Source organism: Bradyrhizobium nivariense, from assembly GCF_029846695.2.
In the GTDB taxonomy this organism is placed as follows: Bacteria; Pseudomonadota; Alphaproteobacteria; order Rhizobiales; family Xanthobacteraceae; genus Bradyrhizobium.
The window spans coordinates 12615-33831 of the sequence record NZ_JARWCR020000086.1 but is presented as its reverse complement, the minus strand read 5'-3'; the positions used below and the strand labels follow the sequence as shown (position 1 = coordinate 33831).

Sequence of the window (21217 nt, the reverse complement as noted above, 5' to 3'; positions counted from 1 at the left end):
GCCCTCCCCGCGCGATCATGACACCCCCTCCCCGCATGAAATTGCCGAGCTTCGGCATGATGCGCTGTGACCACGGCGTCGGGGCGTTGAGGCGCGCCAGATAGGCCTCGCCGTCGAGGACCTCCGGCGTTTCCAGCTCATACAGAATGAAGAAGCGGTCGATGTCGTCCCTTGCCGCGCGGAATACACGCGATGCCAGGAAGCCCTTCGTCGTCACGCGCTCGGTCGTGTGCTCACGCGTCAGCCAGTGCCGGTAGTCGACCAGGTCGTGTGCCTCGACGTCGCTCCAGATGGCGAGAAATCCCGTGCCGCGCATCCCGCCCTCCCTGCCTACGCTTTGCCGTCGGCCGCAAGCCCGCGCAGCGCCGGCGGAATCGTCTCAGGCAATTGCCCCAGCCGTTGAACGGCGGCCAGCATCGCGGCGAGATAGCCATAAGGACCCAGGCCGCAAATGACCGCCGTGCAGGCACTCGAGGTGATCGAGTGGCGGTGCAGCTCGTCCCGCGCATGAATGTTCGAGATATGCACCTCGATCTTCACGCCCTCAAAAATCTTCAGCGCATCGATCAGCGCTATCGAGGTGAATGAATAGGCCGCGGGATTCATGATGATTGCGTCCGCGTTGCCATGGGCGGACTGGATCAGGCTGACGAGTTCGCCCTCCATGTTCGATTGATGGAACGACACCGAAACTCCGAGCTGATCGGCCAGCGCCTGGCAGCTCGCCTCGATCTGCTCGAGCGTCGTCGCGCCGTAGATGTGGGGCTCGCGGATGCCGAGGAAATTGAGATTGGGTCCGTTGAGGATCACGATCCTTGCGGCCATTTTCGCTCTTCCTTCTTTTGTTGCCGACGCGTCTAGCCGCCGAACCACTTGGCCGGGATCGTCACCAGTCCCGGGAATAGCACCATCGCGAACAGGACGATCAATTGCGCGATCATGAAGGGCCAGACGCCCTTGATGATATCCTCCATGCTGATCCTGGAGACGCCGCAAACCACATTCAGCACGATACCGACCGGCGGCGTGATCAGGCCGATCGCATTATTGATGATGAAGAGGACGCCAAAGTAAACGGGATCGATGCCCGCCGCCTTGACGATCGGCATCAGGATCGGCGTCAGGATGAGAATCGTCGGCGTCATGTCGAGGGCCGTTCCCACGATCACCACCACGACCATGATCGCCAGCATCAGGAGCGTGTTGTTGCCCATGAAGGGCTTCAGCAGGGTGACGACCTGTGCCGAAATCTCGGACACCGTGATGAGCCAGGACGACACCAGCGCCGCGGCCACCAGGAACATCACGATGCTGGTCGTCAGGGCCGAGGAGACGAACACCTCATAAAGCTGCGACAGCTTCAATTCCCGATAAATGCAGGTCGCGACGAACAGCGAATAGACGGCGACGACCACTGCGGCTTCCGTCGGCGTGAAGATGCCGAAACGCAGGCCGACCACGATGATGACCGGCAGCATCAGCGCCCAGAAGCCGTCGACCACCGCTTTCACCATTTCCGAGAGCGATGCTCTTGGCGGGGGCGTCAGGTTCTCCTGGCGCACCACCCACCACCAGGCCAGGCAGAGTCCTGCCCCGAGCAACAGCCCGGGGACGATCCCGGCCAGAAACAGCTTGGAGATCGACACGCCCGCGGCGACACCGAAGATGACGAACCCGATGCTGGGCGGAATGACGGGCGCGATGATGCCGCCGGCCGCCACCAGACCCGCCGCATAGGACTTCTTGTGGCCCGCCGCCACCATCATCGGCACCAGCAAGGCGGCCAGCGCCGCGGCATCGGCCGCCGCAGAGCCCGAGAGCGACGCGAGGATGCAGGACGCAAGGATCGTGACGTAACCAAGTCCGCCGCGAAAATGTCCGACTGCCACGAGCGCAACGTTGACGATTCGCTTGGCCAGACCGCCCTTGTTCATGATTTCGCCGGCGAGCATAAAGAAGGGAATGGCCATCAGCGGAAAGCTGTCCGCGCCGTTGATGATGTTCTGCGCCACGATCTGGGCGTCGAACATGTCGATTGTGCTCATCAAGGCCACGCCGCAGACGATCAGCGCAAAGGCGATCGGCATGCCTAGCGCCATGGCGCCGAGCAGCGAGAAGGTGAAGACGGCAATCGTCATGGCGCGATCCCGGTGATTTTCAGGATGTGAGCGCCGGGCGGCACGATACGGGGAGACAACATCAGTGCTCTTCCGATTCCTTGACGGCCACCATGTCGGCTTCGCTGGCCTGTCCGGAAATGACACGGAACAGGTCGTAGAGAAGGATGATTCCGGCCGAAACGCCGAAGATCACGCCCACGCCATAGAAGATGCCAAGCGACAGGCCGGTAGCCGGCGCGCGATCGTCGATATTGATGATCGTCTGACGCCAACTTCCCGAGAGCAGAAGCCAGTCGGCGAACAGCATCAGGACGTAATTGATGATGAAGCAGATGCGTTTGCCGAAAGCCGGCAGCATCCGCACGAGGGTATCGACTCCCAGATGGGCGTGCTCGCGCATCGCCACGATCGCACCGAGGAAAGTCAGCCAGACCAGGAACCAGCGCGACAGCTCCTCGGAAATCGTGATTCCGGAGTTGAAGCCGTAGCGCAGAACCACGTTGCCGAAGACCAGCACCACCATCACCGCAAGAAATGCGGCAATGATGCCCTTCAGGAAGGTGCAATAGAGGTCTAGAAATCGTGCCATAGGTGCCGTCCGGGCAAAGTCAGGTTAAGAGCCGGCCGACCGGTCGGCTCCGCCTCTTGCATGCTGACAAGGTCGACTACTTCACGTCCTTGCGGATGCGGTCGAGTTCGTCGTTGAAGAGCTTGACCGCGTCCGGCTTGAGATTGGCGGAAATCTTGTCGACGACCGGCTGCGCCGTCTTGCGCATGCGATCGAGCTCCTCCGGCGCGACGGTATTGTACTGCATGCCCTTCGCCTGCAATTCCGACAGGGCCTTTTCGGTCTGAAGGCGGGTCTGCTCCTTCTGATAGCCTCGGCTTTCCTCATACGCCTCGCGCATCAGGCGCTGCTCGGTCGGCGAGAGCTTGTCCCAGAAGGCCTTGCTCACCAGGATGATGTTCAGGGTGAAGGTGTGATTGGTGGCGGAAACGTATTTCTGCACTTCGTAGAACTTGTTGGAGAGAATGACCGTGAAGGGGTTCTCCTCGCCATCGACCGTGCGCGTCTCCAGCGCCGAATAGAGTTCGCCGAAAGCCATCGGAACGGGATTGGCCTTGAAGGACCCGAAAGTCTCGAGGTAGACCGGGTTGGGAATCACGCGAAGCTTGAGGCCGTTGAAATCCTCGACCTTGGTGATCGGCCGCGTGCTGTTCGTGACGTTGCGGAAGCCAAGGCCCCAATATCCCAAACCGATCAATCCTTTCGACGGCAAACTATCGAGCATCGACGTGCCGAATTTGCCGGTCCCGAGAGCGTCGGCCTGCTCGACGGTATTCACGATGAATGGAAAGTCGATGAGGCCGAACTCCGGCACGACCGTCGCGAGCGACGTCGTCGAGGCCGACAGCATTTCCTGCGTGCCGCCGCGCAGCGCCGATTGCTGCTGCAGCTCGTTGCCGAGCTGCGAGGCCGCGAACTCGCGAACCTTCATCTTGCCCCCGCTCTTCGCCAGCAGGATCTCCGCAAATTTCTGCACCCCCGCGCTGACGGGGTGATCGGTGTTGTTCAGGTGCCCCCACCTGATCGTCCGCTCCTGAATCTCCTGAGCGGATGCGCCGACCGTCAGCGCCACACAGATCGCCGTCGCAGACAGCGCCCGTACCAACAAGCTCATCGTTTCCTCCCTGTTCGATCGGGCACGAACGGCGGCTTAAGCCATCATTTTTCACGCCCTCAGCTGATTTAGACATCATACAAATATTTCCGTGTCAAATGACGATATCTGTTTCATATGATACTTTGCTATACGTCAGGCGTCGGAAGTCTGCTATATTGCTGGCAACATTGATGGTTCGGCCGCCTCCCGAGGTGGCCGACGATCCGGACAGGCGGGATCAGAAGGCATGACGTCACTCGAGGAACGGCCTCTGTCGGCGGGCGACAGCGGCTATCAGCGCATCCGGGCCGACATCATTTTCGGGGTGCTCACGCCATCCGGACGTCTCAAGCTCGATGCCATGAAGGAAGATTACGGCCTCAGCGTCAGCACGCTGCGCGAGATCCTCAATCGTCTGACGTCCGAGGGTTTTGTGGTTGCCGAAGGTCAGCGCGGCTTCGAGGTGGCGCCGATCTCGATCCAGAACCTGCGCGAGCTCGCCGGTCTGCGTATCCTGCTGGAGCATCATGCGATGGCCGAGTCGTTCCGTGCCGGCGACGTCGAGTGGGAAGGCCGCGTGGTGTCCGCGCATCACAAGCTGGCGGCGACCGAACGCACCGTCCTCGCTGAGGGCGACGATCCCGAGCTGCGCAAACGCTACGACGGCGAATTCCATCAGGCGCTGATCTCGAGTTGCGGTTCGCGCGAGCTGATGCAGACCCACGCGGTCGTGTTCGACAAATATTTTCGCTATGCGCTGCGCTACCGCGGCGCGGAGACGATCAATCAGCACAAGGCGCTGTTGGAATGCGCCCTCAAGCGCGACATCAAAAGCGCCAGAGCCGTGCTCACCGAGCACATCAACGGCTGCGTCGCGCACGCCCTCGCCTCCTGGAACGAGGGCTGATCGCCCGCGGCCTGACGTCGGAGCGTCAGGCACAACCGTCGAGCAGCGAGACTGACATGATCCCCGCGCATCGGGTCGAGACCGCGGTCGCCGCAGGCGACATCCTCGGCGAGACGCCGTTGTGGTGCGACCGCTCCCGCAAGCTGTGGTGGATCGACATCGACCGGCGGCTGCATCAATCCTTCGATCCGGCGACCGGCGCGCATCAGGTCATTCCGTACGCCTGCAACTTCCTCGGCAGTCAGGCTCTGACGGCGGACGGCTGCCACCTGCTCGCGCAGGATCTGGGCCTTTATCGCCGCGCGTCCGATGACGGCCCTCCAGGCCTGCTCTGTGAGGTCGAGAGCGGCCCCGACAACCGCCTTAATGACGGACGCGTCGACGCGCGGGGCCGGCTATGGATCGGCACCATGGACAACCAGCTGCATCGACCGAACGGGTCGCTGTATCGTGTGGACGCGGACGGCCGGACGGCGCACATGTTCGGCGATGTCATCGTGACCAATGGAATCGCGTTCTCACCCGACAATCGCACGCTCTATTTCACGGATACCAGGCGATACCGCACCTGGCAGTTCGACTTCGATCTCGACGACGGCGTGATCCGCAACAGACGGCTGTTCGCGGATTACAGCGCCTCCGGGGAGAGGCCCGACGGCGCGTGTATCGACGTCGCCGGCGGACTGTGGACCGCATTCTTCTCCGGCGGCCGGGTGGTACGCTATCGACCGGACGGCCGGATCGACACCGTCATTCCATTGCCGACGACCAATCCGACCTGCGTGTGCTTCGGAGGAAACGATCTAAAGACCCTGTTCGTGACGACGGCGAGAAAGTTTCTGGATCGTGAGCAATTGAGCCTCGAACCCGAAGCGGGCCATGTTCTTGCCATTGATGGCATCACACAGGGGCTTCCAGAACACCGCTTCGGCAATTCATTCTGAAGTCTTGCCAACGGGCCATTCACCGGCCTGGCCGCGTGAGGTCAATCGCTCCAGATCGCATCGAAGGCCTGCTCCACCGACCTTCCCGACGGCGGACATGAGTTCTCGTTCTCGCGACAGATTTCGCCCGAGCTTTGCTTCATCGCTCCACCCTCTTGTCCAAGAGGGCACAGGGAAGGCCGGGTGCCGGCTGGCACCCGCGGTCCGCTGCGCGAAAAGCACACGCAGAAAAACCGCACAGCAGCATACAGGTGTAGCCAATCACTCGGCCTTCCCTGCGCAGTGGTTGGACGGCTTATGCCGTGCTCTCCCGGGAGCCGAGTTCCTGCTGGCCTCCCTCGTCCTCGCGAAAGTTACCGGCCCCGCGCCGGTTGACGCGACTGTCGCATTCGCCAGGGCTTGGCCGTAGCAACGACGGCCAGGACCACACGGTTTTGCCGTACGCACGGTCCGCCATTTCGCCGCAGTTTTTCCAGCCCTGTCGACGGAGCCGAAAACTTACAGACGAGACGAACCTGACAGCGCCGCTCATCCAGCACGAAGTTTTGGGCTCACGGAGAGCAATCCGCCCTGCCCCAGACCTCTCGCACCCGACGCTGCCGCGTCCACCGCAAGCCCGGCTCGCGAAAAATGACGACACATGATCGCCCCTCAAGGATGAGCCGGGATGTCCGACACATACGCCAAAACCGAATTTCGGTAAAGTGGAATATTTTTATGAGGAGGGGTTGACGGGGTTGGGGAAACAGGGTTGTCCGGCTTGCTCGCCTTCGGGAGATGGTTGGGTATCTTGCGCGATCGCGCTGCCGGCCTATGACCGACGTTCAGGCTGGGGCGGGTGTCGGATGAATAGAGATTCTCTGATCGACTGCGTAGCCCGGCACTAAATCCGCGCCCCAAAAGCCATGATATACTATGCCGATGAGCAAACGGCACGTCGGCAAAATCTGCGTCTACTGCGGCATAGCGCCCGCCGAGACGATGGATCACGTGCTCGCGCGAGAGTTTCTACCGATTAGCCGCCGGGCGAACTTGCCCAAGGTGCCCGCCTGCAAAGCGTGCAATAATGTCAAGAGCGAGCATGAGCACTATTTGACGTCTGTGCTGCCGTTCGCCAGCAACCATCAGGACGCGCTCGTGGTGCTGTCGCAGATGGTGGAGCCGCGTCTGAACAGAAACGCCAAGCTAAAGGGGCAGCTGACCGCCGGACATCGGGAGCAGCTGACACTTCAAAACGGCATCCTCGTGCCGGCGATGACCTTGCCCTTTGATGGTGACCGGGTCGGCGAGCTGTTCAAATTCATCACCCAGGGACTGCTCTATCACCACTTCGGGGTGATCCTCGACCGGCAAACGCACGGCGTGTGGGCGGGCTTCCTCAACCGGAGGGGGAGGAGATTCATCGGAAGCTGCTGTCCGGCACTGCCCGCTCTCGTATTGAGGGCAATATCGGCGCCGGCGCCCTCGTGTATGATGGCGCGCAAGGCATGGATTTCCCGGAGATGTCGATCTGGCAATTTAAGCTGTTCGGCGGCCTCCGCACCAGCGGAGATCCTCACGAGCCGGAAGCGGCGATGCGGATTATCGGTGGACTGACCGCTTCGCATAGGGTGCTTCAGATGCTTGATGACGGCCGAGGCGCCGATTCACCCTCGGCGGCGTAACTCCTTCACGTAGGACAGCTCGTAGGATGGGTAGAGCGCAGCGAAACCCATCAAAATCTTACCAACTATGAGCATGATGGGCTTCGCTGCGCTCTACCCATCCTACTTGATCAGAACATGGGCGCGTCTGCATGCCACCGCACAAGTGCGCCAATGTCTATCAGTACGATCTTCTGGGACAGCGCGGCAGACTCAATTGCTTCGTCAGTAAAGGTGGTGGTCGTGACAACGTAGCCGCAATGAGCATTCTGCTCTTCAATAACGCCCTTGAACTGCTGGATCGTTGGTCGGCCGATCTTGTTCTCGGACGCGTTTCGTTTGCATTGAACGATAATCAGGCCATCAGGATGAACGGCGAAACCATCGACGCCAAAGTCGTTTGATTTTCGCGTTGCCCATGCCTCAAGGCCCGCAGCGTCGAAAAAACTCATTGTGTGGCGCTCGAACTGAAACGGATCCATGCTCAGCAGATGAGCGCGAAGCGCCATCTCTTCTGGTGGAGTCGCGAAACGAGTGGGATCCATCGGCTGCTCCTTCATGGCAGCCTTCATTTGCGCGCTGGCATGGCGTAAGCGCGCGTCCTGAATGATGGCATCGATGATCTCGGCAACATGAGGCCGCGCTTCCGGGCTCGTCACGACGGCCTCGATGATCGAGGTAATACCCACTGTCCCCAGAAAAACGAGCAACAACACAGGCACGCCGACGGCACTGCCGAACGCAGCAATGCCGGCGCCCTGCGCCCCAACCAAGGGGATAGCCGCTAACGTCGCGGGAAGAGCGATCTTCATGGATAGAGGGAGATCGGAGTTGCGGTAGTTCGAAACAGCTTCCGAAACATTCCTTGCAATCGCAACGATTGCCGTTCGCGAACTCATGAGTGAGTTCAGTTTCCTGAATTTCTCCGTCGGGCTCAGATCACTCGCGATGACAGTCCGAGACTCGCTAAGCCATCGAATAGCGAGCACCCGATCCTCGGCCCGCGTTGTGTGCTTGATGGCGGACGCAAATCGAGCGACTAACCATTCCCTAACGCCATCTCTAATTGTATCTAGCATGATGGCTTCCTAATAGTCGCAATCAGATTTATAGTAGCAACCCACATTTTGGCTAGGAAAATCGATATGAGAGCATCATTTTTTCCGATTTTATTGATCGCCATTCCCTCTATTGCCCACTGCGAAGAGGCTTCCGCTCCGAGTCGAATTGACAGCATAACGAAGTCGGCTCGGGAGTTGATGCCCACCATTCCCGCTCTCCCCTCCGTCTCGCTGCCCTCGATGCCCGACCTCTCCCTGCCTGACTTTTCCGACGCGACCGGTCGGGTGATGACGGAATTCAACACCTTTACACAACAAGTTGGCGATGCTCTGCCAATACTGGAGCAGATGGGATATGAGGTCACCACATTCAAAGTAACCTGGGGCCTCCCTCCGAAGGCTCGACTGCGTCTGAAGTCGACCGGCACTGCCGACCTTCCCAAGATAAATGCCATTGCCGCAAAGACAGCAAACGGAGGCGTCCTGATCTCCGCGCTGGTCACCAGCGCCGCGACGGCAAAGCGGATTCAAGGGACAATGCGACTTGGGACAGCATACTTGGATGTAGATTTCGCGGTGCCGCCTCGCGCTAGCATGAAGTTTGTCAATGCCAAGGCGAGCGAAAAGGACGAGCCATTCCGCGACTCTGACGAACTGGAAATAGCGTGCAGGTGACGGGTCGGATCGTAGGATGGGTAGAGGAAACTCATCAATGTCCATTCCAAGACGAAGCATGATGGGTTTCGCAAGTGCTCTACCCATCCTACGTAGTGCTAAGGCCGAGGACACTGGCGGCCGACCTCATCAATTGCTTGAGGCGCCAACCAGCAGAATATCCAACCAAAACAAGAAGGCGCCGACTGCCAAGACCAAGGCGAGAGCGAGCATCAGACGGATGAATTGGCGATTGTACGCGTGGAATTCCTTTGAGAGTTCGCTCGCCAGCGAGCGCCGGAGCGTCAGCGGGCCGCGCGATGCTGGCAATTCTCCGGCTCTCAGAAATGCCAGGCGGGATGCCATCGCCACGAGCACGACCGCGCATCCCCAATCCGCGAAGATCAGGACACGCACCACCTCGTGAAGGACGGACATGCGAAGCTCGGGGAATTGGTAGCGGGAGACCGCTACATGGCCAAACCCACTATTGTGGAGGCGCTGTTCTCTTACCGGAGGGCAGCTTAACTCCCGACCTCGCGCCTTGATAGCCCGCCAGAAGCCGCCGTTCTTACGCGGTCCACGCAAACCTATGCGTCGACGTAAAATTCACGATTCCGACGGAGCCGCTGATTAAGAGTCAGCTGAGTTGATAATAATCAATGACTTGCTGATCGCATCCTGGGCCTTGTCCGGGGAAAACGGGTATCCGTCGCACGATGTAGTGCCTCGTTGCGTTGCCAAGATAGGAGCGCCCATAAAAGGGGTATTGCACATGATCCTGACAACGTCCGCGGTCAAGCGCTCCCGTTGAAAGGCTCGGGCATCTGCGCGGATCGCCATTTTGGGCGGCACGCCGGCCACCACCTAGCCTTCAGTTATGAAACCGACCTTACTCCGGGGAACCGGCGCGGGCGCTTTGCGCTCTCAACAGCCTGATCGCGTTCAAGCGGTTAGCGACGTCGCATATCCCGCGACAAGTTTAACGAGATCTGCTTGCCGCGTCGCTCCCGTCTTTTCAAACAACCGGCCGAGATGCGTCTTGATGGTTGTGGCTGCAACCCCAAGAGCCGCTGCAACCTCCGGAACGCCCCCCACTTCGACAATAGCCAGCAACACGCGAAGCTCAGTCGGCGTCAATTTGAACGCCTTGCCAATGACTTCGAACGCAGACGGGACTTCCAAGGCTGCCCTTCGAACGAACAAGGCCGCTGCGGCTGCGTAGGTTCTGCCGGCTCGACGGCAAGCCCCCGAAATCAAAGGCAGCACATGGGCAACATAGCGTTCATCGTCCTTGCCGACCAGCGGGACCGCTATTCCCGTTTTGCCAAGCGCGGCATCCCTCTGGCCAGCAGCGGCAAATATTTCACGCAATGTTTTATCAACCTGCGCATCACGGGCAACAAGCCGGCCGCCGACGGAGCGCAGAATATCGCTGACAGCGATAATGGCGTACCCCGCGGCGTTAGCATGAACGATACGGCCTCCCGCATCGACGAGGCACATGCCGACACTAAGGCCATCGAGCGTGTCGGCGAACGTCGCAGCCTCCGCGGCCTTCAAATCGAACATTCTTCCGATCAGAAGCGCTCGGCGGATATGGGGAACGATCAGCCGCATACGATGCCGCGCTTCGTCATCAACCATGCCGTCTCGCTCACCGCGGAAGACACCGGACACCTCTAGGCTGGTTGCCGATTTGTCGAGAACGACGTTGACGCAATCGAGGGGACCCTGCGGCGGCACCCATTCTCGACAAAATCGCGTCTTCAGGAATTCAGGGTGGGACATCAGGTCCGCAACCGCAATGGGCTGCTCGATCTCGGCGAGAAACTGTCCACCCGTGGTTGGACCAAACGTCGCATGTTTGTCGAAATAGAGCCGTGTGAAATATGGGTCAATTCCAGCCGCGTATTGAGCGCTGCCCTCCTGATTGGCCACGTTCTTGGAATACAGCGCCGCACCGGTGCCGCGGACGAAACGCGCCGCGCCTTCAATGGCACCTATCCACAGCGAATGATCGAGGACGGTGTCGTAGAGGTCGCCAATAACATCGCTTAGTTCTTGAGGATCATAGCCGTCATCTCGCAAGATGGGCAATTCAGAGACTGTTTGCCGTCGTTGTGGCTTCATTTGCAAGACCTCTTGAGCGCTTCCGCTATTGATCGATTGATCGGCACAGTGACATGCCTAATGTGTCATCCGGAGACTTGATGGTGCTCGGCCTCAATCGGTCCGGCACACGCTTCGGGCGCGCCCGAGCTGCACTTGGCGATCCACGTCGCTCGAGCCACAGCCAACAACGTTCCAGCTTCTCCATAGGCCGGGCCGCGGCAACGCGTTTCCGCCCGTCGCGGCCGGCCTCCCAGGCAGTGATGACGCAGCGTTTCTCTCAGGCGTGGCCGTGCCTCGATCCCAGCCGACATCAGACCCAACAGGATCGGCGTCCGGTCGAAGCTGCCGCTCTTCCTGTCGTGGGAGGAAGCATAACTCGTGGGACAATCGCACCACTGTTTGAAGATCACGCGTGCCATCATGCTATGCTGGATCGCAAACATGACGAGCAGCAGCAGATCGACGGCTGTCGCCTCGCCCTGGTTCGTCGGTACGCCGATATCGATCGACCTTGGCACGAGAGTGTTGCTTAAGAAACCCAGCGCGTAGACAGTTGAAACAAGTCACAATGGCGTACAGCAGGATGAGGAGACGTGCGAACATGAATGGATTTTCCGATTATTCCGGCGGCAGCGGAGTCGAATACAATGGCCTGAACCGTTCGACAGCGAGCGGGCTCGATCGGATTCAACTGTTAGCGCCGGACCGTCCCCTGCGCGTCCCCGGGAGCGCCGAATAGGGCAAGGGCAGATTTCATGACTGGGTTCTCGCTTCAGACGCTCGGATGGTCGAAGATCCATGGCGACAACCGCCCGATCAAGCTGAACCTGCGCAAGGGTCTTGCACTGCTGATTGAAGCCTGCCTGCTCTATCGGGATGACTTCCTCGCCGGCTTCTCGCTGGGCGATTGTCCTGAGTTCGACGATTGGGCGTTCTTTCGGCGCGAAGCGCTGAGAGGGCGGCTCACGCATGGGCTGGAACACCTCGTGCAGGACAAGAATGCAGCCGGCGAACATTTTGCCGCGACAGCTCACGCGGGACGCCTCGTCGAACTCGATCCACTGAGCGAGGTGTATGGCCGGCATTTGATCAGCAGCCTCCTGCTTGCCGGCGATCGAAGTTCGGCAGAACGGCACCACGCGGCGCTGACGCAGCAGCTGCGTGACGGGGTTGGGGTTGCGCCCGAAGCCGCGACCGAAGCGCTCATGGACCCCACCACGCCGCCGCTGGTCGATGCCGCGCCGACAACGCTCTATGTGAAGGACTCCGGCGTACATCTGGCGTATCAGACATACGGAAATGCGAGCTCGATATCCTGATCGTGCCTGGCTTCGTGTCACACGCGGAACGCGTTTGGGAGCATCCCTCGTGCCGTGCATTTCATTGATGGCGCTTGGACGACTCATCCTGTTCGACCGTCGCGGTATCGGGCTGTCGACCGGGTCGGATCGGCCCCGGGCGTCGAAGTCACGGCCGAAGATATCGGCACCGTGCTGCGGGCGGCGCGCACGCGTGAACGGCGGCCAAGGGCCGCCTATGCCGACCTCTCCCGCAAGCGGGGAGAGGTGAACGAGCCCGTGGCCGGTTGATTCAGCCTAAAGCCATTCCGCTTTAGTCGACCCCGCACCAATCAAGCTCGGTCTATGAGTAGGCGCCCTGGCGCTTCGTCAGCATGCTCGCAACCTTCTCGGTATTAGCCCCGTGGCGGTAAGCCGGAGAAAATCAATTCGCTGCCTGAGGGTTGATCGATCGCGATAATCACTCCAGCCACGAGGAGACCTATCGCACAACATAAAACTAATGCCATTTCAGGATGATTCTCGATCGCAAAGTTTATTCTAGACAGGAGGTCCATATACGTCCTCGTTTGTTCTACTGAAAAGTGAAGCGGGAATCGTAGCCTTGTATTTGTGGCCTCGCGTCCTTCGACCGGAGGATACGCACCCCCGAGTCGCGCCGCGCGACGCGATCGTAGGTTGGCCCTGCTGCTTCCCTAGAACACTGCGCTCGCCGTGAATGACCGCGTCATCTCCTACCGAATGACTCAAAAGAGCCCGCGGCGCGGTGACCCTGAAACTCTGACGTATGGAATGAACTGATTAGCGGGCAGATGGAGCGATGATCCTCGGTCAAGGCAAGACTGCACCTCCGATCGGAGGACGCGCGCCGGTTTGGCCGATGTTACTGGAATTGGCTGAGGGACAGAATCGTCACACCGGAAAGAACCAGACCATGATCAAGATCCCAAATATTGTAGTTGCGTGTATGATCGCCATCGGTGGAGGTGCAGCGGCCGCTATTGCCAATCCCGCGCTTGCGTTGACAGCCGCGCAGCCCAGCCTTCCGTCATCGAAGTCTGCCATCGCGTTGACCTCGACGGTCGTTCGGCATCCGGCCGGCAATATTGTGCGGCCGGTCATCCGCGATAGCGCCGGCCAGATCGTCAATCGCCTGCCTGGCCGGTCCATTGGGCTCGGGAAACCGCGCAAGATGCAGTGTCTCAACTACGGCGGAAGAAACAGGTGCAGGCCTGTCGCATGACGCGGTAAGGATCTCTGAAGGGCACGCTGACAAAAATTGGCGTGCCCATTAAACTGCCGACGGCGTAGAAAACCCAGCGACCAGCTTCACCGGATAGGCCTGGCGGCCGGCCCGCGTCCTTCACAAGCGACTGACATGCGTCACTATCGTCGGCGACGCTTGGATGGCATGAGCCGAGTATTCTCTGCCTTCAAAACCAATCTGGAATGCGTGCCATCGAAAAATCCAAAATATCTCGCCGGCCCGGCCCGAACCGGAGTCCGTGCCGAACCGGCAGAGAAAAGCGGACGAGTCCCGCCTATTTCGCGAGTCTAGCTTTGATTTCGGTCAGGCCAGCTTCGTAGACGCCATTCAACGCTTCGCCAGCGGCCTTTTCCCTGCCCTGGTCCGGGGTGTCATGCGACGAAATCTGAATACGACCCCTATGCCGCGAACGCGCAGCGTAATTCAGTTCGTCTACCCCGAGCTTTCGGCTGCGCAGCGCTCCTGGCGGCTGCTCGTCGAGGCCGGGGAAGGCATCGATCTATGCTCGATTGACCCTGGTTTCGATGTCGACCTCTATGTGTCCGTCGATCTGCGCACCATGACAGCCATCTGGATGGGGCTTGATACTGTGGGTGCCGCTATCCGTCGGCCGGCCATCACCGATCTGCTGGCAGATTAAGCGGCTGGACTCTGGCTGGCACCGCATGTCGCGGCACCAGGGCTTGGGCATCAGCCCTTTCGCAAGAATACGTAGTCCGCGGAGTACGGCACGCTGCGGAACGCGCCCGCTTGGTCGCATGGTCCGCGCGCTACGCCCCCTCGGGTGTTGACACGCTCCACGTTTGTCACGCCCGACAATTTTCCATTGCCGCTTTGCTCCACGACATCGAGCTTGAGCCACGGGATATCGTCCTGAGACGCGCCCGGAGCGCTGCTGGCCAATTTGGCGTGCACGACGCTGCCATCGACGTACTCCCAGCGCGGGCCTGCGTAATGGCGCCCAACGGTGCTGCCGTCGAAGACAAGCGTGGCAATCGGTTCACGGGCCCGCCAGGCGAGATTGCCATCGGATGCGGCCCTGCACTCGTAGATTTGGGCGCCTTCTGCATGGAGAACAGTAGCTATTGCGAGACCCGGCGTCGCAAGTTCTGCAAAAGTCTCGGCCGAGGGCTGCGCCGCAATAGCCCCGGTCAGCGATCCGACGCTCAGCGCGAGGATCAATAGCGGCAGTTTACGATCGTTCATGGTTTTCTCACGGGTGATGACTGATACGTCAAGGACGCGGGTCATGCGCGTCGAACAATTCTCGGTCAGAATCGAACGCCATTCGGGAAAGACCGCAGCGTGGTTCTTCACGCTGCGATCCTTTTTCGATTCACTGCTGCTTAGATCCCGAACTCGATCCGCCCGACGATCTGGACGCCTGGGTAACGCTCACCCCTCCTTGACGGCCGGAGCCGGCCGCTTGCTGACGGTGATCCCGGACCGCTGGCCCAGTGTCAGGTGCAGGCGAGTTGCTTACGGTGCCGGGCGCGGCGGCCGGCGGCGGCGCGCCGGGCTTGACCTCGGTCGCCGTGCCATTGCGATGATCCCTGACGGTGGGGACGGCATTGCCTAGCGCGTCGTTGTTGCGATGACCGGTCGGCTGAGGGACAGGCTTGCCCGCGGCGATCGCGCGGTCACGGACGACCTTGTCGCGCGCAAGCGCATACTCGTTTTTCGCGGTGGCGGGATTGGCGTAGGCGGCGTCGACACCCGCGGCCTTGAGTTGCCTGCCCAATTCGGGATCCCAGACATGATAGCTGGCGCCGTTCGGCGCCAGAATCATTTGTCCGTTTTCAATCTCGACGCCTTGCTTAACCGTGTAGGTGCTGGTGCCTCGCCCGTCTCTGACGACGACGGTGGTGTACTGGCCGTTCCAGCCCGGGGTTGAGTCTTTGGCGATGACCTTGTTGTTGGTGCCACCTTGCGGACCGTTTGGGGCGCTCCCAGGAGTGCGGGTATCTACCCATTTGCAATCCCCCGACGGTGAACAATTGTGAGTCTCGCCAGAATACAACATGCAACTAGACGCTCCCGTATATTCGACATTGAAGTCTCCGCCCAATTTTGCGCAGACCTTCTTATTGGTAGCATTCGTCTTGGGTTCGGCAGTCGATATGTCGGTAAAAAAACCAAGGCTGATCAGCGTAAGCGCGATGACGGGTATCGTATGACGTGAAAGTCTGGACATTCTAATCTCCGCGAATGGTTGGCTGACGGGCTGCCGCGCTCGGAGGCGGCGGGAATAAACCCGCCGCCCTGCACGAACGCGATTGGCTAGAACCCGAGCAAGTCCCAGGCCTCCTTGGCCATATCTTTGGTGATCTCTACAGAGGTATCTTTGGCACCCTTGATGCCCCCGTCGATGCCCCCGACAAGAGCTGCCACGGCAGCTTCGGCGGCGATAGTGCTGGCAACGACAGGAGCAACGATCACAGCACCGGCAACCTTGCCGGCGTTCTTGAGATCGCCACCCGTAACCGTGATCGACCCAGGACCCGTGGTGAAATCGCCCGCCGCGCTCGGCTTCTGCGGCGCAACGCTGACGACGGTTTTGCCTTCGCCGTTTCGGGCGCCGACCTGAACGTTGTTCTGCGCGGCTCCGACACCGAGCGCATTGGACACGGTCACCGAACCGCCGTTCAAGGTCACCGAATCCTTGCCGTTGGTCACGGTGATCTTGCCTGGACCGCTGGAGTACGCCGACACGCCTCCCGCGCCGTTGGGGATTTCATACTTGGTCACGCCGTTGGACACCGTGACGTTGCCGGCGGGCGGACTGAGGATCGGATGGATGGTGTTGACGGGCGCAGTGACGCCGGCCGGGCTTGCAGAATTGGAAAGCCACCGGCTTGCCCGGCATGGCCTGGGAAGATTTTTCGCCGGTCGCCTCGACCGGCTTGCCGACCGGGGCAGACGTCTTGTCGCCCAGTGCCGCCATCTTTGGCTTGCCAGTGGCAACCCGCTCTCGGTCGCTGCCGAACTTGTCCTGCTTGTGGGCCGCCTCTTTGCCAAACTTGCCGCCACGATCAAGCCTGCCATCAGCCTTCGGCTCGGCGTTGGACTTGCGACCAGTCTTGTCACCGCCGAGACGCGCAGCAAGATTGGACTGATTGGCATTCCGGACGAAATTGGCAGCGGTGTGCCTGGCGTCGTCGCCTCTACCCTGGCCGGAACTGTTGCCGCCATGGTGTCCGGCGTGACCCGGCGCGGCCGCGAGCAGAAGAAATCCGACCGCAAGCGTTGCGACGGAGCTGGTCGATCTAACGTGATGTTTGAATTCGTTCATGGTTCACTCGCTGAATTTGGTCGCCGACTCAAAATTTGCGACGGGTTGCCGATCTCTTCCCCGGCAGCGACAGTGACGCCGTCTTGAAGGCGCTGCGTCCTCCGATTGGAGGAACTGGGCGGCAAGTCCCGGTCCGGATGGATCAACTCGGCGTGACCTAAATGATTCCATTTCGGGATCAGCCAGACAGAACCCGCAGCGCCAAAAATCACGCTGCGATCCTGTTTTCAGTTCACACGTGTTTCGAGTTGATCGCTGCTTGCAGCCGCTGCTGCCGTTGTGGGCGGCGTTGAACGCGACGGCCCGCCGTGTTTGGCGTCCGAGTCACAGTCTCTTTGAAACTTCCGCTTATCCCCCGATCGAACGATTTGGCACCGGCCGCTTTCTGTCAGGATCGCTCTGAGCTCAGGGATCTTCCCAGGGTCGTTTGCATGATCGGCCAAGCCGCCATGCGGCCAAACGTCTTGGATAATCGAGCAAAGCAGGAGGCGAGAGCATGCTGAAGAACCACGTGACAACACCGCGTACCATTGCGACCCTTGCAGCGGGTTTTATCCTGATGGCAGCCACGGAAGGTGCGCTCGCCCGGGTGAACACCGGCGTCCGCCCCACCAGCGCCGGCAAAGCCTTCGGCATCAATCCCGGGGCTGGCAAGGGCGTCGGCGCTGATGGCGGCGTTGCCATGGGCGGCAGCGGCGGCGTAACCGCCCCTAAGCCGCCGCGGCTCCATCACCCCTTCCCTCCCCGTGATTAGCTGGCGTCGGGTCGCCACTCTCGGCGCGGCTCAAAGCGATCGAATCAAAACCCGTGGGGCGAGCAGTCAAGCGTAGGCTCGCCTCCAGTCGGCGCCCTGCAGTTCGTCGTGGCTGTCATCGCTGAGTTCGGGATGTTGCCGCCGATCCCGCGCTGAATGAGGCGCTTGTCGAATCGCGTTCGACCATCGGGCGCAGGTCTTTCAGATCTATGAAAACATCGGCCTGTCGCCGCAATTCATTGGCGACCATCGATGGCTCGCTCGAATTGCTCGAAACGATCGTAACACGAACCCCGCGGCGTTGGACGGCTTCGACAAGCGGCCGGAAATCGCCGTCGCCGGAAAACAGCACCAGCTCGTCGGTGTGAGGGGCAAGCTCCATCGCGCGCACCGCGAGCTCGATCTGCATATTCGCCTTGATTTTGCAGTTCCGATTGGCGTCGAAAAATTGCCTGCCGTTCTTGGTGACGACGGTATAGCCGTTGTAGCCGAGCCAATCGATCAACGGCTGGGCCGTCGCGAATTCCGGGCCATCCAGCACGGCAGCAAAAAATAGCGCCTTCAACGAAATTCCGCGGCCCCCGAACTGAAGCAGCAGGCGCTTGTAATCGATAGCGAAACCCAGCGCTCTTGCAGTGGCCTGAAGATTCGCACCGTCGATCAGAAGCGCAATCCTATGGGTCACCAAAGCCATTACTTCCATCTTCTCGTCGCGCCGCGAAGCGAACTGAAGCATCGACTCGTCGGGATCAGCGAATTGAGCCACCCGGCGCGGTATCGCTGTCCGCGACGCCGAGCCGGGTGAATCAAGGTTATCGGCCGATCAGGACAGGCCTCGTCGTCTCGCCGCCGGCCCCGGCCTGCGGCCCGACCACGCCGCGCCGGAACAGGTCCGATTCTCGCGACGTATGCTTGCCGATGATGGGCGGGCTTTCATAGCGGCTGTGCTTGTGCCTCGGCTTGTACCAGCGATCATAAACATGGCGCTTTCCTTCATGCCGGCCGTCATGCTTGTGATCCGAGCTGCCGTCATGGCCGACACGATGGTCACCTCTTCCAGGGTCGATGGGAATGGGAGGAAGCGGGTGATCGATCGGATTACCAGGAGCGGGACGTTCGACGATGCCGACGGTGCCGCCCTCGCGCGGCGGGGACCTGGTTTCGGTGTTGCCGATGCCAGGCCGGGCACCACTCTTGGCAAACGCGTCACCCATCGGCGCGGCCAAGGCAATCCCGACCACGAGCATCGGAAGAACTCCGGTCGTCACGGCAAAACCTTTAAGTATCATCATCAACTATCCTCTCGCTCGCAGGCGCAACGCGGCCTGTCAAAAATGCTGACCTCGCTCGAAACGAGATTCGACCGAACCCTAGTGCGGCGCCGAAGGGCGCGCGTCCTGCGATCGGACGACGCGAGCCCAAGAGTTCTGATCCAGTGGCAGCCGCGCTCGATATCAGGATCGGACTGCCAGCGGCGTCGAAAAGCCGGCAACCAGCTTGACCAAATCGGCCTGGCGGCCGGCGCCGGTTTTTTCGAACAGGCGACTGACGTGCGTCTTGATGGTGGTCACTGCAACGCCGAGCGCGGTCGCGACCTCGGGAACCCCGCCGACTTCAACGACGGCAATCAGCACGCGCAACTCCATTGGCGTCAACTTGAAGGTCCTGCCGATGACTTCGGGAGGCGACGGGGTTTCCAATGCCGCCTTGCGGACGAACACCGCCGCGGTCGCGGTGTAGCTAATTCCGGCGCCGCGGCGCGCGCCCGAAGTCAAAGGCAGCACGTGAGCAACGTAGCGCTCGCCGTCATGCGCCGTCAGCGGCAAGGCAATGCCCTTGACGCCAAGAGCCGCGTTGCCCTGCTCGGCAGCGGCAAAGATCTCCCGCAACGCCTGGTTCGCCTGAGCATCGCCTGCGACGAGCTGGCCTCTGATCGAGCGCAGGAAATCACTCGCGCCGAGCATGACCCGCCCGGCGACATTTGCGTGGACGATCTGCCCGCGACCATCCACGAGAAACATTCCGGCAGCGAGTCCATCGAAGGTTTCGGTGAACGCTGCCGTTTCGGTGCGCTTGAACTGGATCGCCTTGCCGATAAGGATTGCCCGGCGGACATGAGGCGCGATGACGGCAGTACGCCGGCGCATCTCGTTGTCGACCATGCCGGCTGCCTCACCGCGGACAATGCCGAGAAACGCACAACCTGTCGCCGATTTGTCGAGCACCGCACTTGCAACGTCGATCCAGCCCTGGGGCCGCGCCCATTCCTGATAGAAGCACCCCCGGCGATATTCGTCATAGGGCACGAGATCCGGAAGGCTTACGATCTCTCCGACGCCGAAGAAAGGCACGCCCGTGAGCGGACAAAATTTCGAATACGTCTCCGAATAGGCCTGCATGTAATCGGGATCGACGCCGAACTGATAGCGGGCCTCGATGAGTTCGCTCGCAGCATCCTTGATCGCAAGGGCGCCAGCTCGTCCCCCGGCGAAATCAACAATCTTCGCGAGCACGCCGATCCACTTTTCGGGATCGAGCGCAGCATCATAGACGTCGCCAACCAGTTCGCTAAGTCTTTGAGATTCGCACATATCGCTCGTCCGCGATGCGGATTTGGTGACGCGGCTGATTGCTCTGAGTTTCGGGATTTCTCGTACCGAGCTCGCCACGGACATCTCTCCTGTCAATCCATTGCATGAAGCTTGCTCCGCAAATGCCGGCACGACACAACGGCCGTGACGCAGGACTTGGACAATTGCGACAGCGGTTTTTCAGACACCGTTTAGTCACGCAACCCGAAGGCTGCGGGCCGCCATGAACCGTTATCTCGCCGGCAATCCGCCGAGCCTCGGTTCACGCCAAATGCGGAGGCGATTGTCAGGACGAGCGGGTGAACGGGCCGATTGCAGCGCATACCGACTACGGCGTGCCATTGCCGTCTACGCTGTGCAACAGCGTCGCAGCGAAGGCCGATGACGTGGCTACGTTCAAAGGCGGAAGCGCGGCAAGAGCCGCAGAGCGGGTGAATATCGTGACGCTTCGTTCAATCATATTCTTTTTCATAAGAAGTCCTGATCGTTTAAAAGGCGCGGATATGCGGCTCAGCGCCCATCGGCGATAAGGCAGTACGCATACGCATCATTCCAGGCGAGCGCCGTGCTCGCGAAATGCCAATTATCAACCTTCGCCACGCCTTTCTAGTTCAGGAACTGAATCTGGTCCTGGACAGAAGCTGCACTAAGCGCGCGACCTATTACCTACTTTTCATAAAGCGTGAGTCGTGATTCAAGTTCGGGATGATACCCGAAGCAAGAGAAGTCCACCTTTCGAGGAAGGATCACAAGGCGCTTGAGGCATGTTGCCGCTCGCCGGTGACATAGCAGCGCGATTTGAAGCGGGCTCGGTTCGTTCTGTTGGCGGCGGCCGCAACACCCGACCCGCGAAGCAAACGCGCGGTGATGACAAAGACGACGCCTCGCGGCAAGGCGGGCGCGAACC

The 21217-nt window shown here is 60.4% G+C and carries 22 protein-coding genes and 3 pseudogenes; 10 read left to right on the top strand and 15 right to left on the bottom strand.

All coding sequences use genetic code 11. From position 1 onward, the window contains the following. The 5 genes and pseudogenes from QCM77_RS40240 to QCM77_RS40220 form a co-directional block, all read right to left on the bottom strand. Nucleotides 1–316: pseudogene (locus QCM77_RS40240) on the bottom strand (hypothetical protein); the annotation flags it as partial. Nucleotides 317–330: 14 nt separating this feature from the next. Beyond that, complete coding sequence (locus QCM77_RS40235; RefSeq protein ID WP_280096496.1) at nucleotides 331–825, bottom strand: type II 3-dehydroquinate dehydratase; 495 nt, start codon at nucleotides 823–825, stop codon at nucleotides 331–333. A gap of 32 nt (nucleotides 826–857) precedes the next feature. Next, entirely contained in the window at nucleotides 858–2138 is a 1281-nt protein-coding gene (locus QCM77_RS40230) for a TRAP transporter large permease subunit (RefSeq protein ID WP_279689410.1), read from the bottom strand. A gap of 61 nt (nucleotides 2139–2199) precedes the next feature. Continuing rightward, nucleotides 2200–2709 (bottom strand): TRAP transporter small permease, encoded by a 510-nt coding sequence (locus QCM77_RS40225; RefSeq protein ID WP_280096495.1) that lies wholly within the window; start codon nucleotides 2707–2709, stop codon nucleotides 2200–2202. Nucleotides 2710–2785: 76 nt separating this feature from the next. Beyond that, nucleotides 2786–3802: a TRAP transporter substrate-binding protein gene (locus QCM77_RS40220; protein ID WP_279659356.1), complete on the bottom strand. Its 1017-nt coding sequence runs from the start codon at nucleotides 3800–3802 to the stop codon at nucleotides 2786–2788. A 229-nt stretch (nucleotides 3803–4031) separates the two neighbouring features. On the opposite strand from QCM77_RS40220, the gene QCM77_RS40215 reads away from it, so the two are divergent. The 3 genes from QCM77_RS40215 to QCM77_RS40205 all read left to right on the top strand — a co-directional run bounded on the left by QCM77_RS40215 (nucleotide 4032) and on the right by QCM77_RS40205 (nucleotide 7231). After that, complete coding sequence (locus tag QCM77_RS40215; protein ID WP_279689408.1) at nucleotides 4032–4691, top strand: GntR family transcriptional regulator; 660 nt, start codon at nucleotides 4032–4034, stop codon at nucleotides 4689–4691. A gap of 56 nt (nucleotides 4692–4747) precedes the next feature. Then, the gene (locus tag QCM77_RS40210) at nucleotides 4748–5635 is read left to right on the top strand and encodes an SMP-30/gluconolactonase/LRE family protein (protein WP_280096499.1); all 888 of its coding nucleotides are present in this window, start codon (nucleotides 4748–4750) and stop codon (nucleotides 5633–5635) included. A gap of 921 nt (nucleotides 5636–6556) precedes the next feature. Beyond that, nucleotides 6557–7231 (top strand): HNH endonuclease, encoded by a 675-nt coding sequence (locus QCM77_RS40205; RefSeq protein WP_280096494.1) that lies wholly within the window; start codon nucleotides 6557–6559, stop codon nucleotides 7229–7231. 178 nt (nucleotides 7232–7409) lie between these two features. Here QCM77_RS40205 and QCM77_RS40200 read toward each other — a convergent pair whose 3' ends face one another. After that, complete coding sequence (locus QCM77_RS40200; RefSeq protein WP_280096493.1) at nucleotides 7410–8177, bottom strand: restriction endonuclease; 768 nt, start codon at nucleotides 8175–8177, stop codon at nucleotides 7410–7412. 246 nt (nucleotides 8178–8423) lie between these two features. Between QCM77_RS40200 and QCM77_RS40195 the strand changes: the two genes are divergently transcribed. Then, nucleotides 8424–9014, top strand: a complete 591-nt coding sequence (locus tag QCM77_RS40195) for a hypothetical protein (RefSeq protein WP_280096492.1) — start codon at nucleotides 8424–8426, stop codon at nucleotides 9012–9014. A 129-nt stretch (nucleotides 9015–9143) separates the two neighbouring features. Here QCM77_RS40195 and QCM77_RS40190 read toward each other — a convergent pair whose 3' ends face one another. From QCM77_RS40190 to QCM77_RS40180, 3 genes are all read right to left on the bottom strand, one after another. Then, nucleotides 9144–9431, bottom strand: a complete 288-nt coding sequence (locus tag QCM77_RS40190) for a hypothetical protein (RefSeq protein ID WP_280096491.1) — start codon at nucleotides 9429–9431, stop codon at nucleotides 9144–9146. Nucleotides 9432–9938: 507 nt separating this feature from the next. Then, nucleotides 9939–11126 carry a helix-turn-helix transcriptional regulator gene (locus QCM77_RS40185; protein WP_280096490.1) on the bottom strand — a complete coding sequence of 396 codons (1188 nt, stop codon included), beginning with the start codon at nucleotides 11124–11126 and terminating at the stop codon, nucleotides 9939–9941. Nucleotides 11127–11191: 65 nt separating this feature from the next. Beyond that, entirely contained in the window at nucleotides 11192–11626 is a 435-nt protein-coding gene (locus QCM77_RS40180) for a hypothetical protein (protein WP_347882427.1), read from the bottom strand. A 237-nt stretch (nucleotides 11627–11863) separates the two neighbouring features. Here QCM77_RS40180 and QCM77_RS40175 point away from each other — a divergent pair. From QCM77_RS40175 to QCM77_RS40165, 3 genes and pseudogenes are all read left to right on the top strand, one after another. Further along, nucleotides 11864–12622 (top strand): annotated as a pseudogene (locus QCM77_RS40175) (BTAD domain-containing putative transcriptional regulator); the annotation flags it as partial. A 604-nt stretch (nucleotides 12623–13226) separates the two neighbouring features. Further along, nucleotides 13227–13649, top strand: a complete 423-nt coding sequence (locus QCM77_RS40170) for a hypothetical protein (protein ID WP_280096489.1) — start codon at nucleotides 13227–13229, stop codon at nucleotides 13647–13649. Between the two features lie 262 nt (nucleotides 13650–13911). Next, nucleotides 13912–14313 (top strand): hypothetical protein, encoded by a 402-nt coding sequence (locus QCM77_RS40165; protein ID WP_280096488.1) that lies wholly within the window; start codon nucleotides 13912–13914, stop codon nucleotides 14311–14313. A 50-nt stretch (nucleotides 14314–14363) separates the two neighbouring features. Here QCM77_RS40165 and QCM77_RS40160 read toward each other — a convergent pair whose 3' ends face one another. The 3 genes from QCM77_RS40160 to QCM77_RS40150 all read right to left on the bottom strand — a co-directional run bounded on the left by QCM77_RS40160 (nucleotide 14364) and on the right by QCM77_RS40150 (nucleotide 16421). Next, nucleotides 14364–14990 carry a DUF3455 domain-containing protein gene (locus QCM77_RS40160; protein ID WP_347882426.1) on the bottom strand — a complete coding sequence of 209 codons (627 nt, stop codon included), beginning with the start codon at nucleotides 14988–14990 and terminating at the stop codon, nucleotides 14364–14366. A gap of 19 nt (nucleotides 14991–15009) precedes the next feature. Beyond that, entirely contained in the window at nucleotides 15010–15867 is an 858-nt protein-coding gene (locus QCM77_RS40155; RefSeq protein WP_280096487.1) for a hypothetical protein, read from the bottom strand. A gap of 86 nt (nucleotides 15868–15953) precedes the next feature. Next, nucleotides 15954–16421 carry a hypothetical protein gene (locus QCM77_RS40150; RefSeq protein WP_280096486.1) on the bottom strand — a complete coding sequence of 156 codons (468 nt, stop codon included), beginning with the start codon at nucleotides 16419–16421 and terminating at the stop codon, nucleotides 15954–15956. Between QCM77_RS40150 and QCM77_RS40145 the strand changes: the two genes are divergently transcribed. Together QCM77_RS40145 and QCM77_RS40140 are read left to right on the top strand one after the other, a co-directional pair. After that, nucleotides 16414–17052 (top strand): hypothetical protein, encoded by a 639-nt coding sequence (locus QCM77_RS40145; protein WP_280096485.1) that lies wholly within the window; start codon nucleotides 16414–16416, stop codon nucleotides 17050–17052. The genes QCM77_RS40150 and QCM77_RS40145 overlap by 8 nt on opposite strands. 409 nt (nucleotides 17053–17461) lie before the next feature. Next, nucleotides 17462–17719 carry a hypothetical protein gene (locus tag QCM77_RS40140; protein ID WP_280096484.1) on the top strand — a complete coding sequence of 86 codons (258 nt, stop codon included), beginning with the start codon at nucleotides 17462–17464 and terminating at the stop codon, nucleotides 17717–17719. Between the two features lie 115 nt (nucleotides 17720–17834). Here the strand turns inward: QCM77_RS40140 and QCM77_RS40135 are convergent, their stop codons facing one another. The 3 genes from QCM77_RS40135 to QCM77_RS40125 all read right to left on the bottom strand — a co-directional run bounded on the left by QCM77_RS40135 (nucleotide 17835) and on the right by QCM77_RS40125 (nucleotide 20310). Next, nucleotides 17835–18413 (bottom strand): LabA-like NYN domain-containing protein, encoded by a 579-nt coding sequence (locus tag QCM77_RS40135; RefSeq protein WP_280096497.1) that lies wholly within the window; start codon nucleotides 18411–18413, stop codon nucleotides 17835–17837. A gap of 118 nt (nucleotides 18414–18531) precedes the next feature. Continuing rightward, nucleotides 18532–19011 (bottom strand): hypothetical protein, encoded by a 480-nt coding sequence (locus QCM77_RS40130; RefSeq protein WP_280096483.1) that lies wholly within the window; start codon nucleotides 19009–19011, stop codon nucleotides 18532–18534. A gap of 162 nt (nucleotides 19012–19173) precedes the next feature. After that, nucleotides 19174–20310, bottom strand: a complete 1137-nt coding sequence (locus tag QCM77_RS40125) for a helix-turn-helix transcriptional regulator (RefSeq protein WP_280096482.1) — start codon at nucleotides 20308–20310, stop codon at nucleotides 19174–19176. A 705-nt stretch (nucleotides 20311–21015) separates the two neighbouring features. Between QCM77_RS40125 and QCM77_RS40120 the strand changes: the two are divergent. Continuing rightward, nucleotides 21016–21177 (top strand): annotated as a pseudogene (locus tag QCM77_RS40120) (IS630 family transposase); the annotation flags it as partial. Nucleotides 21178–21217: the final 40 nt, after the last annotated feature.

Bases quoted from the DNA above. Each gene is read 5' to 3' on its own strand.
- QCM77_RS40195 (WP_280096492.1), top strand. From the start codon at position 8,424: ATGAGAGCATCATTTTTTCCGATTTTATTGATCGCCATTCCCTCTATT.
- QCM77_RS40170 (WP_280096489.1), top strand. From the start codon at position 13,227: ATGATCCTCGGTCAAGGCAAGACTGCACCTCCGATCGGAGGACGCGCG.
- QCM77_RS40215 (WP_279689408.1), top strand. From the start codon at position 4,032: ATGACGTCACTCGAGGAACGGCCTCTGTCGGCGGGCGACAGCGGCTAT.
- QCM77_RS40225 (WP_280096495.1), bottom strand. From the start codon at position 2,709: ATGGCACGATTTCTAGACCTCTATTGCACCTTCCTGAAGGGCATCATT.
- QCM77_RS40230 (WP_279689410.1), bottom strand. From the start codon at position 2,138: ATGACGATTGCCGTCTTCACCTTCTCGCTGCTCGGCGCCATGGCGCTA.
- QCM77_RS40190 (WP_280096491.1), bottom strand. From the start codon at position 9,431: ATGTCCGTCCTTCACGAGGTGGTGCGTGTCCTGATCTTCGCGGATTGG.
- QCM77_RS40210 (WP_280096499.1), top strand. From the start codon at position 4,748: ATGATCCCCGCGCATCGGGTCGAGACCGCGGTCGCCGCAGGCGACATC.
- QCM77_RS40140 (WP_280096484.1), top strand. From the start codon at position 17,462: ATGCTGAAGAACCACGTGACAACACCGCGTACCATTGCGACCCTTGCA.
- QCM77_RS40125 (WP_280096482.1), bottom strand. From the start codon at position 20,310: ATGTGCGAATCTCAAAGACTTAGCGAACTGGTTGGCGACGTCTATGAT.
- QCM77_RS40235 (WP_280096496.1), bottom strand. From the start codon at position 825: ATGGCCGCAAGGATCGTGATCCTCAACGGACCCAATCTCAATTTCCTC.
- QCM77_RS40220 (WP_279659356.1), bottom strand. From the start codon at position 3,802: ATGAGCTTGTTGGTACGGGCGCTGTCTGCGACGGCGATCTGTGTGGCG.
- QCM77_RS40155 (WP_280096487.1), bottom strand. From the start codon at position 15,867: ATGTCCAGACTTTCACGTCATACGATACCCGTCATCGCGCTTACGCTG.
- QCM77_RS40200 (WP_280096493.1), bottom strand. From the start codon at position 8,177: ATGAGTTCGCGAACGGCAATCGTTGCGATTGCAAGGAATGTTTCGGAA.
- QCM77_RS40130 (WP_280096483.1), bottom strand. From the start codon at position 19,011: ATGATGATACTTAAAGGTTTTGCCGTGACGACCGGAGTTCTTCCGATG.
- QCM77_RS40185 (WP_280096490.1), bottom strand. From the start codon at position 11,126: ATGAAGCCACAACGACGGCAAACAGTCTCTGAATTGCCCATCTTGCGA.
- QCM77_RS40135 (WP_280096497.1), bottom strand. From the start codon at position 18,413: ATGGCTTTGGTGACCCATAGGATTGCGCTTCTGATCGACGGTGCGAAT.
- QCM77_RS40205 (WP_280096494.1), top strand. From the start codon at position 6,557: ATGAGCAAACGGCACGTCGGCAAAATCTGCGTCTACTGCGGCATAGCG.